General features: G+C 33.2%; 13 protein-coding genes and 1 tRNA gene. 8 read left to right on the plus strand and 6 right to left on the minus strand.

Annotated features, from left to right (window positions below):
- Positions 1–4 precede the first annotated feature (4 nt).
- Genes K5790_RS01075 through K5790_RS01085 form a run of 3 tightly spaced genes read right to left on the minus strand, consistent with a single transcriptional unit; the run spans position 5 to position 2815 of the window.
- Positions 5–1147 (minus strand): trypsin-like peptidase domain-containing protein, encoded by a 1143-nt coding sequence (locus K5790_RS01075; RefSeq protein WP_297591874.1) that lies wholly within the window; start codon positions 1145–1147, stop codon positions 5–7.
- 37 nt (positions 1148–1184) lie between these two features.
- Positions 1185–2393: a glycosyltransferase family 2 protein gene (locus K5790_RS01080; RefSeq protein ID WP_297591875.1), complete on the minus strand. Its 1209-nt coding sequence runs from the start codon at positions 2391–2393 to the stop codon at positions 1185–1187.
- A 5-nt stretch (positions 2394–2398) separates the two neighbouring features.
- Positions 2399–2815, minus strand: coding sequence for a type II toxin-antitoxin system RatA family toxin (locus K5790_RS01085; RefSeq protein WP_297591876.1), 417 nt, complete (start codon positions 2813–2815; stop codon positions 2399–2401).
- Between the two features lie 153 nt (positions 2816–2968).
- Here K5790_RS01085 and K5790_RS01090 point away from each other — a divergent pair, with 153 nt between their 5' ends.
- Together K5790_RS01090 and K5790_RS01095 are read left to right on the plus strand one after the other, a co-directional pair.
- Positions 2969–3184: a hypothetical protein gene (locus tag K5790_RS01090; RefSeq protein WP_297591877.1), complete on the plus strand. Its 216-nt coding sequence runs from the start codon at positions 2969–2971 to the stop codon at positions 3182–3184.
- Between the two features lie 38 nt (positions 3185–3222).
- The gene (locus tag K5790_RS01095; RefSeq protein ID WP_297591878.1) at positions 3223–3552 is read left to right on the plus strand and encodes a tRNA-binding protein; all 330 of its coding nucleotides are present in this window, start codon (positions 3223–3225) and stop codon (positions 3550–3552) included.
- Positions 3553–3726: 174 nt separating this feature from the next.
- Here K5790_RS01095 and K5790_RS01100 read toward each other — a convergent pair whose 3' ends face one another.
- Positions 3727–4287 (minus strand): TATA-box-binding protein, encoded by a 561-nt coding sequence (locus K5790_RS01100; protein WP_297591879.1) that lies wholly within the window; start codon positions 4285–4287, stop codon positions 3727–3729.
- A gap of 145 nt (positions 4288–4432) precedes the next feature.
- On the opposite strand from K5790_RS01100, the gene K5790_RS01105 reads away from it, so the two are divergent.
- Together K5790_RS01105 and K5790_RS01110 are read left to right on the plus strand one after the other, a co-directional pair.
- Entirely contained in the window at positions 4433–5554 is a 1122-nt protein-coding gene (locus tag K5790_RS01105) for a DUF1512 domain-containing protein (RefSeq protein WP_297591880.1), read from the plus strand.
- A complete protein-coding gene (locus K5790_RS01110; protein ID WP_297591881.1) occupies positions 5554–5733 on the plus strand; it encodes a hypothetical protein in 180 nt (59 codons plus the stop codon). The genes K5790_RS01105 and K5790_RS01110 overlap by 1 nt, the downstream gene beginning before the upstream one ends.
- 132 nt (positions 5734–5865) lie before the next feature.
- Here the strand turns inward: K5790_RS01110 and map are convergent, their stop codons facing one another.
- Positions 5866–6762, minus strand: coding sequence for a type II methionyl aminopeptidase (gene map, locus K5790_RS01115; protein ID WP_297591882.1), 897 nt, complete (start codon positions 6760–6762; stop codon positions 5866–5868).
- A 72-nt stretch (positions 6763–6834) separates the two neighbouring features.
- Here map and K5790_RS01120 point away from each other — a divergent pair.
- The 4 genes from K5790_RS01120 (at position 6835) to K5790_RS01135 (ending at position 11240) form a co-directional block, all read left to right on the plus strand.
- Positions 6835–6911 (plus strand) — tRNA-Pro (locus K5790_RS01120).
- A 141-nt stretch (positions 6912–7052) separates the two neighbouring features.
- Positions 7053–7298, plus strand: a complete 246-nt coding sequence (locus K5790_RS01125; protein WP_297591883.1) for a hypothetical protein — start codon at positions 7053–7055, stop codon at positions 7296–7298.
- 137 nt (positions 7299–7435) lie between these two features.
- Entirely contained in the window at positions 7436–10714 is a 3279-nt protein-coding gene (locus K5790_RS01130; RefSeq protein ID WP_297591884.1) for a lamin tail domain-containing protein, read from the plus strand.
- Positions 10715–10748: 34 nt separating this feature from the next.
- Positions 10749–11240 (plus strand): DUF367 family protein, encoded by a 492-nt coding sequence (locus K5790_RS01135; RefSeq protein WP_297591885.1) that lies wholly within the window; start codon positions 10749–10751, stop codon positions 11238–11240.
- On the opposite strand, the gene K5790_RS01140 is transcribed toward K5790_RS01135, so the two are convergent.
- Positions 11225–13690, minus strand: a complete 2466-nt coding sequence (locus K5790_RS01140) for an ABC transporter substrate-binding protein (protein ID WP_297591886.1) — start codon at positions 13688–13690, stop codon at positions 11225–11227. The two genes, K5790_RS01135 and K5790_RS01140, sit on opposite strands and share 16 nt — an antisense overlap.
- Positions 13691–13743 lie beyond the last annotated feature (53 nt).

The raw sequence follows: 13743 nt of genomic DNA on the forward strand, positions 1-13743 counted from the left end.
TGGATTAATTCCCATTTGGTCTTTCTTGAAGTGTAATGGTGACATTGGTTGTTCTTCCATCTCTGAGTATTTCTAAAACCATTTCATCTCCTACTGATTTTGCTCTTTGAAGATGTATCAAAATATCGTCAATTTTTCTTACTTCAATTCCGTCAACTGATAAAATAATGTCTCCTCCAACTGGAAATTTAACTCCATCTACTTCAATTGATTTATCTGAACCGATTAATCCTGCTTTTTCAGCAGGACTGTCTTTTACTACTGTGATTACCAAAAATCCCACTGCCTCAGTTAATTCTAAAACGTTTGCTAAATCTGGATCAATGTCTCGTCCAGCAATACCGATCCAAGGATGTTTGTATTCTCCTTTTTCAATTAATGTTGGGACTATTTTTGCAACTGTTTGTGACGGAATGGCAAATCCTACACCTGTAAACTCTCCAGTGGTTGATTGAATTGCGGTGTTGATTCCTACAACTCCTCCTCTCATATTGATTAATGGACCTCCTGAATTTCCTGGATTAATAGCTGCATCTGTTTGAATTACATCTGGTATTGAATAACCTGCACCTGATGGAAGCAACCTTCCTAATTGACTGACTATTCCCGATGTCATTGATCCTGATAATCCAAATGGGTTTCCAATAGCAGCAATCTGTTCACCCACTTTGAGATTTGATGAATCTCCTAGAGCCAGAGGATGTAATAACACTAAATCTGAATTTACTTTGATTACGGCAATATCTGTAAATTTATCTACTCCGATCATATCTGCATTGTAAGAGCGACCATCAAGAAAAGTCACAATGACTTTTTTTGCATTATTTACTACATGTGCATTAGTGATGATGTGTCCTTTTTTATCAAAAACAAAACCTGAGCCAACTCCGCCTCCTCCTTCAGATTCTTCTCCTCTTTGAACATTAACTCTGACCACTCCTGGCTCTGATTTTTCAAAAATTTCCACTAAAGACAAATTTTTTGAAAAGACATCTGTAGATTCTCCAATTGCATTTGGAATGTGATTCTCGTCTACAATTGTTTGTGGATCTATTGATTCCGGTACTGTTACAAAAATTGCTAGAAAAATTCCAATTACGACTGCAGCTCCTATTCCACCACCTACAAACAAACCTGACTTGTCCATGAGTTTTCTATTCTTTGTTTTCTATCTAAAAGGCTTGCTATACACTTAGGGAACTTTGTGTATGGTCTTTCATTGAATAATTCCTTCCTCTCCAGGATACTGAGGATGAACTTTTTGCTTGAAGTAAACCACTCAAAAATCCTAACGCCACAACTAAACTACCAAGTGGTGCAAAAAATACATATTTTAATTTCAACTTTAGGCCAATTTTAATTTCCATTATTGCCCCTGTGTAAATTAATAGCGATGCTATTGCAGATACCCCCAATAATATTTTTGATGATCCTGATTCTATTGGGGATAACACTGCTATTGACAATATTGGGAATGGGACAAATAACAAAAATACAATTGCAATAAAAATTCCTATTGCTATTTTTCCACTTTGAAGATATAGAGGAATCATGAGTCTTTTCAAGGCATTCCATAATGTTCCTTTGTCTCTTGCCCAGACTGCTTGAATTAGGTGTTCTCCTCTAACTAGTTTTATCTTATGTCCTGATTCTTTTACTTTTTTTCCTAGTGCTCCATCTTCTATGATTTCGTGTTTTACTCCTTCATGCATGCCCACTTGTTCATATGTTGTTTTTTTTATGATGAAAAAACTTCCAAAAAAATAACCTGTTTTTTTTGCAGGATTGTTAACATTCAATGCTGAGAATCTTGAATGAAGAAATGTAGATATCATTGGTAGTGTGACGTTTGTCCAAAAATCAAATGTGAGCATTTTTGGAATTGCAGACAATGCATCTAAATTAAATGATATTAGATGTGATACTGCAAGATGCATTACATTTTTTGCATGTATGGTATCTGCATCTGTAAATAACAAAAGTTCCCCTGTTGATTTTTTATAGCCTTCCATACATGCCCAATTTTTTCCCATCCATCCATTAGGTTTGGGTCTTGCAATGACAGGAATTATTTTTGAATATTTTTTTGCATACTCTGAAATTATTTTACCTGTATTGTCATCTGATGAATCATCTATCACAATAATTTCATAATTTGGATATTCTTGATTTGCTAATGAGTCCAAACACTTTCCAACAAATCTCTCTTCATTTCTTGCTGGCAAAATTACAGAAACTTTTGGCAATGATTTTGAAATATTTTCAAATCTGTCTAAATATGGTGTATGGCTAAATGAATTTGCCATTGATTTAATTAGAAAAACCCATGCTACACAAATGCCTATTAATATTGCAGTTAGTGAATAATTGAAAACATCAAATATTATTTCCATGAAGTTTATCTCTCGATTTCTAATTTGATACTCTGCATTGCTTGCTCTGTACCACTTTTGATATGCTTCTTTATCATCCCAGTAAACATTCCCATCATCCCTGTTAATTTTATATCCCAAAATGTTTTGAGAATTGTTTTGTCTTCTTTGGAACTTAATGAAATTATTTTCACACCATCGATTATCCCCTTGGTAAATTTTGCCTCTATTTTCTCTTTAGGATAAAGATGTACTTCTTGAAGACATTTTTGATCTCTGAATGCTATTATGATTTCTCTAATAACCTTGTTTTCCTTTTTTGAGATGTTTTTGATCTCTTTTGTACCCTTCCAAAATTTTGGTTCATTATCAATATCAGATATGATATCCCAAACTTTGTCAATTGTAGAATTAATTTCAAGTTCTACTTCAATTGTAGCCATATTCTATACTTGCCATTCCGCATTAAATATATTAGAATCCTCTCACATGACAAATAGACTGTGATGGGCAACATGCCTAAAATCCAGAACAGTAACTCCAGTTCTAATGGCATTTGCCATTCTTCCGTCACAGTCAACTTAAATTTGAAAAAAATGAAACCCTCAAAATACATGCCAAAAATTGGAACACTTGATGGATCTGCCTTTTGGAAAAATGCTTATGCACATCAACGTGGAAAATTGTTAAAAAAAGTTAATGTTCCCGAAGATCAAATTATCATCTTGGTTAACAAAAAATACATGGAATTACCAGCTGCTCTTCGATATGAGATTGAAACTAGTGGAATTGATAAAAAGGAATTAGTATAATTCGAAATTCATTTTAACGGGATTAATTATGATTTGATATGTCCAATGTATCATATGATGATTTTGCAAAATTAGACATTAGAGTTGCAAAGATTATTGCAACAGAGCCTATTGAGGGAAAATCCAGAATTATTAAAGGTAGGATAGATTTAGGAAATGATGATCAGCGTGATGTGATTATTGGTGGTGCTCAATATTATAATCCTGAAGACATTGTTGGTAAAACTGTAATTGTTATTGCAAATCTTGAACCAAAAAAAATGGCAGGTATTGAATCAAATGCAATGTTATTGGCAGCAGATGTTGATGATAAACCCTATTGGTTAACAGTAAATGAAGAAATTCCTTTGGGCAGTCCTATAAAATAGATATTTTGAAAGGGAGTCCAAGTTATCCCCCTCTCATCCAAAATTTTTAATGTAGGTTCTTTGGGAACCATATTTTCTGAATTGGATGTTTTCTATTGCAAAATTTGTATAAAAATTTGATTGTCTTTATAAGTAAAAATTAAAGAAATTAATGAAAATAAGTTTGATCTATGACTAGTCATAAATCATAAGATCTTTTTCTTCTAGTAATGCGTGCAAGTTGTTAACAGACCTGTAAACATCTGGTTCTTGCTTAGCACCCGTACAGACAAGTTTTCCTGAGGAAAATAACAATATGACTGTTTTAGGGTCTAACATTCTATGGATAAGTCCTGGAAATTGTTCTGGCTCATACATGCTTCTTGGAAGAGTTCTCGCTGCTTGTTCTAAATGGATTTTTCCACCCAAGTTAATTGAAGCAACAATATTTTGAATCGTAACTGTTGCATCTTTTTTTACTTTGATTCCTCCTTTACGAAGTTTTTGTACAACAGTCTTAACGGCTTTTCTTGCCATCTCTTCGGATTTAGAACCTGTACATACCATTTTACCTGAAGTGAAAATCAATGTTGCAGTTTTTGGAACCTTTAATCTAAATACCAATCCTGGAAATTGATCTGGATGATATTCTACGTCTGGAAATGTTCTAGTGATTTCATTCAAGTCCATTTTTTGCCCAACATCTGCTGAGGCTACAACGTTTTCCACACTTACGATAGGTTTTGTTTGTGGCATATTCAGATTTTTTTGTATTTTAACTATAATAAAAGGACTCGCCAGATTTTTGGGCTTCTATGCATGGATTTTACAATTTTTGGAGTAAAATTGGCTATGGAATAATACGAATGATTTAATTTAGATCCGACGATCGCAGAGTCTAGTGAATTTTACAAATTTTGATTTTGATCAATTATTCTCAATGGGTGATGATACTAATCCATTAATGATGCTAATTTGGATTATCCCTATCATTCTCTTTGTATTTTATGGTCAAAGAATTCAACTATACGTAACTTCTGGAGAAATAAAAAAAGGAATTGGTAAACTTGATGAATATAGAACGGAATCTAAAAAAGAGTTAATAGACTACATTAAAAAAAATCTAAATCCAAAAGAAGAACCTGGCAAAAAAATTGATAAATTTCTGGATTACTTTACAATAATGCCTGTTGATATGGACCCTAATGGAATTGTGGATAAAGTTCAACACATGGTAAGACTGCGCGAAGATTATACTAGAAATCATATTCAATCTCTTTCTCCTGAAATTTCTGAATTGGAATTAAACAAGGTACAAACTTTGCTTGAAATTGCTTCCTCATTGCAGATGATTTACAAAATAATCAATCACATGTTTTTGACTGCTAAAAAACAAAACAATTATCCATTGATTTTGCCTCTTCAAATGGTTCTTCCATTTATAATGGAACAAGCTGAGGCAATGAAAGATGCAATTCCTGCATTTAAGGCAGGTCAACCTGTTGGAGATGGTATTGGACCTATGATTGTAGGAAAAATGATGCTTCCTTGTGAAAAAGAGATAGTTGCATTTCAAACAATTCTTGCAAAAACAGAATATAAAGAGCGAAATCTATTTCTATTAAAAGCTGAAGGACCTGGTTCTACTGTTGGAAGACCGGCCGATGCTTTGAAGGAAATTATTTCTAAAAATAAAATTGATGCAATAATTATGATTGATGCTGCGTTAAAGATGGAGGGCGAAGATTCTGCTACGATTGCACAAGGTTTTGGTGCAGCAATAGGTGGAATTGGAACAGAAAAATTCCATATCGAAGAAATTGCAACCACCAACAACATTCCGGTATTTTCTATAGTCATTAAACAATCAGTTAAAGAGGCAATCACTTTGATGACAAAAGAAATTGCGGATCAAGCAGATAATGTTTTATCTCAAGTTTATGAGATGATTGATGAAAATACCAACTCAGGTGATTCTGTATTGATAATAGGTGTTGGCAATACATCTGGGGTGCCTCAATAATGTTCTCAAAGAAAAAAATCACTATTGCTTATTCTGTTGAAAAATGTCAAAAATGCGGTATGTTAAGAAAAAGAAAATTTTCTGAAGGTGATGTTTTATTTGATATTTCTTCTAAATGTTCATCTTGTAATGGAACAACTAGAATAGAAAAAATATTTGCTGAAACCCTAGAACAATAAATTTTTAATTTGTCCTGAATTTTACATTACACTTTGGGCAAAACCATGACGTGTCTTCTCCTTGCTCTTTAAACATAAAACCTGCACATTTTGGACAAGGGCTTATCTCATCACTCATCTTTATTCTTTTTTTTAAATTGCCTTTGTTGTAATGGTTACTCCGTTCTCATTTGGAATGAATGTGTGTTCTGCTTGGGCAACTCTTTGCTCATTTACTTCAATTAAAACAGGATAGGCCTGAACAGCTTTTTTCTTTATTAAAAATCCTAATAACTCTCTAGCTTTTTTCTCATCCCATTCTTTTGTTAACCATCTTAATGCAAATGGTAGCATGTTGAAGTTATTCCAAATGAAATCTAGTAATTTATCTGCCTCATCATTTTTTGTTTTCTTTCGTGAGTTTAACGCAAAAATGTTTTTAATTTGTCCATTTCTAACAAATCCTCCACCTTGTTCAGTTGTAACAAAAGGCTCACAAGCATATGCTGAATTTGATGATAACGTAAATCCTCCAATTGACCAAATATTTGGAATTGATTTTCCCGCATGTATTGTATATTGCTCTAAGGAATGTCCGCTAAGATTTGCAATTGGTTTGTATCCCATTTGTTTTATTGTAGTTTCAATGGTTCGTCCAACATCGCTTGCTTTTACCCCTTCTTTAATCATCGACATTGCATTTCCCAATGCTTCTTCTGCAGCTTGCACTAATCCATCATACTGCGCATCATAACAAACAGTAACCGCTGTATCTGCAATGTATCCGTTAATTTGTGCACCAAGATCAATTTTTACTAAATCTGTATCTTTTATTGTAATTGGGTCGTTTGGTTCTGCAGTATAGTGCGCTGCAATTTCATTAATGCTTGCATTTACTGGAAATGCACATTTGGCACCTCTTTTTTTAATTTCACTTTCTACTTCTTCACAAATGTCAAAGACTGATTTTCCAATCCAGTCTTTGACTCTGACATTTTCTCTAACCTCTGCTGCAATTTTTCCTGCTTTGATATAGTCTTCAGATTGCACGTTTTTGATCCTTTGACTGCCTTTAAAATGATTATCTGTGAAGCTTAAATTGGGCGAGTTTCTGGGCTTACTGGGATTGTGGTCTAGCTTGGTATGATTCTGCGTTTGGGACGCAGAGATCGAGTGTTCAAATCACTCCAATCCCACCACTTAATTATTTTATAACCAAAAGCAATCTAATCTAATTGCCGAGCAATGAAGATGAGTTAGAGAATTGACTTTGATATGAAGTAAACTAATGGCACTGAGCTCCGGCATCTTTTTATCAATTCTTCAATTTCTTGATTCTATTGAAATTTGAAAAACGCGATATTGTTTTGATAGTTGGATTATTTCTTTTCATGATTGGGTTGATGCCCTTTATGGCTCCAATTTATGCTGCCATTATTGTAACTTTGATGTATTTTGGCATCAAATTCTATGTGGGCAAGAGAAAACAATCAATAACTCGTGAAATTGGTGAAGGCATTTGTTTAGAGTGTGGCGCTAAAATCGTAGAAACAAAATGCCCAAATTGTGACTATGCTAAGGAATAACTCCTACGTATGCCTTAATACTGAAAAAATAGATATTTTTTCATGGTTTTAAGATATATCACTTTAACAACTAGCTCAACTTTTCCTCAATTTCATTCTAAAATGAGTCCAATAGTCAACCAAATTAGGAAAATCATATGAAAAGCACTCTGTTAATTCTATTTTCAATAGTCTTACTTGCTGGAGTTCTAATTCCGGTATATGCTCAAACAAATCCTGATCATATTGTGATAAATGAGGTTGAGATTAATCCTCCTGGAGATGATGCGTTATCTGTCTCAGAATGGGTAGAGCTTTACAATCCTACAGACTCTGCTGTTGATTTGAGTGGTTGGAAGATTGCATCTACTACAGTTCTTAAAAAAACTATGACAATTCCATCTGGGACAATAATCAAACCAGGACAATTCTTGACATATTCGTATCAAAGTTTGTGGTTTACTGATTCAAATGAATCAGTAGAACTTCGGGATGTAAGTGGCACTGTAGTTGATAAAACTCCTATACAATCTGATATCTTTAACGATTTTAAATCCTGGCAGAGGATCTATGATGGATATGATTTAGATAGTTCTGCTGATTGGAAATTTGCAACTTCTACTGCTGGTTCTTCTAATGGTAAACTTGTAGTAAATCAAGATACAAACGAAGTAACAATAACTGTTTCATCTGATAAACAATCATATCTTTTTGGTGAGACCGCTATCATAAAGGGAACTGTTTCTAAAGAAGTCTTTATTGTAAAACCCACATTTCAACCTGAACCAATTTTAGTTAAAATTTCTGGTCCTAATTATGATAAAACTGTGAGTTTGTATCCTGATCTTAATCGAAATTATAAAACAACACTTAGTCTACATCAAGTTCTTGGAATTAATGAAGGTGTTTACAATGTATCCGTTAGTTATGCTGGTGCGATAGCAAAAACAAATTTTTCAGTTGGACATAAAATAATTGAACAGACTTTAAAGACTGATGCAGAACTTAGTATTTTTTCCGATAAATCACAATACATGCCAGGCCAACTAGTATCAATAACTGGATTCACATCAAAAGTAATTCCATTTGAAGGAATGAAATTAACTGTAAAAGATTCTGAAGGAAATTTAGTATCTGAAGGAAATCTATATCCTACTAAAGACAAATTTGCAACTAGTGTTTATCTAACTACTGTTAAACCTGTATATGGAACCTACCAAATCACTGCTGAATATTCTGGCAAATCGGTTGTTTCAACTTTTGATGTTGTAAAGGACATCAAGGAGGATGTCCCAATTTCATTATCGACTGATAAAAAAGCATATGGTTTAGGTGAGCAAGTTAAAATTTCTGGTAGAGTAAACCAAGTCTGGATTAGCACATTGGATTTGGAAATAATTCAAACTAAACAATCTATTGTTACCTCTGGAAGTGATTCAGGATTCAAAATTTTAGATAGTGTTCGAATAATGGGTGATGGTTCTTTTACGTATGCTTTTACAATTCCTGATAATAAAATCCGATTAGGTGATTACAAGATCACAGTTTCAAAAGAAATTGGTTCAGCAACCACCGTGGTTCATTCAGTTACAAACCCTGCTGAATTTATTGCAACAAATGAGCCTCTTACTGTAAATTCTGACAAGGAAGTATATGCATTTGGAGAAAGTATCAAACTAAATGGTTTCATTCAAGATCCTTCTGCTAATTCAAGTTATATTGCAGGTACCCCTATAAAAATTTCTATTTCGCACCAAGACGGTTCTCCTCTTGAAATAGTTGGACTTCCATCTACAGCAAAAACTAGAACCAGTGGAGGTGTTGTTGTAGCATATGATTTTACGGCAATTCCTTCCCTTTCTGGTAGCTATTCTCTTGATATTGCTGTATCAAAAAATATTTTCACTGTTGGAAACTATGTAATTAAATCTCAATATGCAGGACACACTGCAACTAAGACTTTTTCAATTATAGATCCTCTTGCAATTAAGGATGGTCCTCAAATATCTCTGGATAAAGAAGTTTATGGCTTATCTCAAACCGTCACCCTAAATGGATTGTTTCCTCCAACTGGAGACACTGCTGTTAAAATTACTTTGACCAAACCTGATGGTACAAAAGTACTCTCTGGTGCAACAATTAATGCTCAAAAATTCTCATGGACTTGGAAAACACCAATTGCTGACAAAGTTCAAAGTATTAAAACTGAAGATGCTAAAAATTCATTGAGCACCAATTTTGGTGTATATAAAATTAAAGTGGCTACTAGTAGTTACAGCAAAGATCTTTTCTTCAAAGTTTCTATAGATCCTCAAAATGATTCATTATCTGATACTCCTCTTTTTGTAACTACTGAAAAATCTCTCTACAAAGCAGGCGAAAAACTCAAAGTTCTTGGAAATGTGATTAAACGAGTACAAGGTGATGAAGGATTAGTGGTTCCAGATAGAGTTACTATTAAAATCCTTGATGGTGTTTTTCCATACAAGCAAATTCTAGAGTCTGCAGTTTATCCTAATCAAGGTGGAGAATTTAGTAGTTTCTTTGATTTACCAATAACTGTATTTAACGAAGGAACATATTCGGTAAAGGCTGTTTACAATAATGCAAAAGCTGAGTCTACATTTAGTGTAGCTAATGACTTTTCCTTTGGAAGTGATGCATCATTGACTTTATTATTAACACAAGATAAACCAGAATATTATCCAGGTGACACTGTAGTAATTAATGGCAAACCCAACAAATTGATCTATCTTGAAAAATATGATGTGAGTATGATTAAAAAATCAACAACAGAGATTACATGTGGGGCATTTTATTGTGGCAAACATACAGGTCCAATAACTACAATTCGTCCAAGTCCATCTGGTTCATTTACTTATGAATATACAATACCTAACAAAGAATCATCACTTGGTTCCTATGAGGTTACAGTTGATGCTGATTTTGAAACTAAATCCATCAAGTTCAATGTAGTAGAAAAACCACTTGCGCCAAAATTAGACACTATAGTTGAAAAAGAAAACCGAATAGCTGAAAAAATGATATCTGTTGTCACTGCCACAAAAACTATTGATAATCAAATTTTATCACCTAGAGTCATTTCTGGTTCTCTACTTACTACATCTATTGGAGATGAATCAAGTGTTAATCTGCAAGTAATGTATTCAGATAGGACGTGTGTAATTGGACAATCGGAGGAATGTCTAGTAAAAGAATCAACTAGAAAACAAGGCCAAATTTATGATGTTGTTGAAATTGGTGGTATAAATTACAACGTCAGATATAGCGGTCCTGATGTTAGACTAGAAAAATTTTCCATATTGCCTGAATCCTCAGATGGATTCTTACCTGACACTAATTGGAATGTCGAGATTCTCAAAGATGATCAAGTATCACGATTTTACTACAAAATTACATACAAATCTGTAGAGTAAATACAAAATACCCTTCTTCATAATACCAATTAAAATGAAATTACAGGTTTTGATGTTTTATCAGGATGATCCAAAAAAATGTACCGCAGCTAAGATGGTCAAATTTGGTCTTGCTCAAAGTATCAAAAAAATTGGTAATAAGGGAATGGTGTTAGATCCTTTTTCAGAAAAATTTCTTTTACCTAAAGATAAGACTACAATTAATTCTATAGTTGGAATTGACTGTTCATGGAATTTAGCAGATAAGGCCTTTTCTAAAAATTTTAATGGTATTAAAAGAAAACTTCCTCCACTATTTGCTGGAAATCCATTAAATTATTCTAAACTTAGTAAACTAACTACTGTTGAAGCCCTTTCTGCTTCATTATTTATTATGGGATTTCATGATCAATCTATGGAGTTACTTGATAAATTCAAATGGGGTCATACATTCTATGATCTAAATCAGAATCTTTTGGAGGATTACTCAAAATTAGAATCAGAGGATCAAATAGAACGAATTCTAAAAGATTATCGTTTGATATAATTTCTTTTTTTGCGAATAATGATAATTACAAAAATAATGATGATTGGAATTATTAAAAATTCTAACCATGTTTTATTTTCTTCAAACTTCACATCATCTAATTCACTTGATGGTAATTCTTGACTGCTTTTAGTTGCAAAAAAACTTGATTCAAAAAAATCAGGCTGTAAAATTGAATTTGAAATTGCAAATATTTTGATATTGTTTGCCCCAAGTCCTAATTTTTCAGAGTCTTCTGGAATAATCGTAATCAAAGTATTTCCATCATCTGCTTTGATATTTTTTGATAAAATCATGTTTCCTTCATTGTTAGTTAAGAAGAATAGGATTGAATCTGTATTTTCTGTTTGTATTTTTATTTGAAATTCATTTCCATGTTGTATTGTATTTTTTATATCTATTTTTTTGATAGTTGGAAATTCTACATTTTCAAATTCTGACCACTTTCCAATTTTGAATGGATATGATTCATCTACAAATGATTTTACTGTAATGGTTCTAGATTCAGGTGCATATGATTCTAAATAGAATGGCCCATTGCTAATCACTGCATGATTTCTATTCTCAATCCAATTAATTGATGATTCATATCTTTGATTGGAATTTACATTGGACTGGTTTAATCCTATTAGGGAAATTGGAATAAAGTTAGATTCTCTAAAATTAATTAGATACTCTTTGATCATTATTGCATCATTTGGAATAATTAGTGATAACCAGCTGATATTTTTGCTTGTTGCCCCTGATCTTGAAAACGATGCTTTTCCATCTAACACTGCTTGTTCCATTGCAGCAGTGATCTCCCATGGCATAGTATTCCACAAAATTGCCCAATCTGCAATTTCTCCTTCATCAAAATGCCAATAATCTACATACACTTCAATTGAATCTTGATCTACTTGTTTTACTCCTTTAATTGATTGAATACTTTGAGCAGCTCTTGGTGTAAATTCTGTATCAAAAGTTTTATCATTCTCGCCTGTTTTTGTTCCCCACTCTATGATAAAGTAAAGAGAATGTAAAATATCACTCATATCCATTGGTTGGCCATTATGCCAATTGCTGAACTCAAAATCAAATGTGACCTTGCTTATTGCAGATGCATTTAATCCAATATTCTCCCATTTCTGTAAATATGGATTCCAAAGAATTGCTTCTTGTGGAATTTCTATTTTGTTATCTGGTCCTGCTGATTCTACTTTCCATGAAGCTCTGACGGGAAATGTTTCTCCGGTAAATGGGTGCTTGAAGGATCCTGGATCTGAAATTATGCCCCAAATTTGTCTGCTATAACTATCAGTTAACCCCATAATGGGATTCCATGCTCCTTGGTAGATTTGTTTAACCCCGACAACTAATTCATTATTTTCCCCTCTTGCATTAATTGGAGTAAATCTACTTGGCACACCTGCTCCAAAATCATTTACCACTCCGCTGATCTTCTCATTTGTTACATATTGATCAATTTTACTAGCTAGAAAAATTCTGACAGACTCATTAACTCCTTCTATTGTTGCATCTTGAATTAGTTTTGATCTTTCTTCATATGATTCAAAACCTCCAGTGTATATTTTCTGAGTTAAACCATCTATCTTTTCATTTTTGTAATTCCAATATGAAGGGTCATTGAATCCTGGCATGTTTGAAAACCACGGAGAATACATTTGTCCTAATCCAACAGAGTCATATTTTACAAATGCTGAACGATTCCACCCCTCAGTGTATAAACTCCATTTCAAATCAGATGGGTTTGAACCATAAACAACTACAAACGCTTTATTCAAATCCCCAAAATCTTTTTTGACCGTAAACCCTATTCTTTGCAATTCTGCTGCCAAAATTTCCCCAATTGATTTTCTTACAGGATCGTCACTTCTGATGAATATTGTAATTTCAATTGGTTTTCCACCTATCTCCCATTTTCCTCCGTTCTTTATTGCTCCTTGATTTACTAGTTCTTCAGAAATGATTTGCTTGGCAAGTGTTGGATTGTATTTGAAATTAAATCCTTCAAGCTGCTCAATTACTGTTAGGTACTCTGGGTCTGTTGGACTATAGTATGAAATAATTGGGGCACCATAACCCCCCATTAACTCATTTACAATTAATTTTCTATCCACTAAATAATTTAGTGCAAATCTGACTTCTTTAATTGAAAATGGGTTGAATTCATCTGATTCAGCTGGATTTACGAGGATGCTATAAGAACCTCCTGTGGAATCGAAAACTCTTAAACCTTCCCTGTCTTGAGTATTTTCTAGTCTGTCTGATGAAATTCTAAAATAATAAAGATCAAGATTTCCATTTCTTATTTCTTCTAAAGCTGTATTCTCATCAAGATACTGGATGAATTTTACTGAATCAAAAAATGTATTTTTCTCAGCAAATGATTCATTATACATCAGCGATACAATTGAAAGCGCTAGCATGAAAACTAGCAATTTTTTCATAATCATAATTTTCGATGGTTGTAATAAAACCTATATCATAATACCCTGATGTT

Source organism: Nitrosopumilus sp. (genome assembly GCF_025698945.1).
In the GTDB taxonomy this organism is placed as follows: Archaea; Thermoproteota; Nitrososphaeria; order Nitrososphaerales; family Nitrosopumilaceae; genus Nitrosopumilus.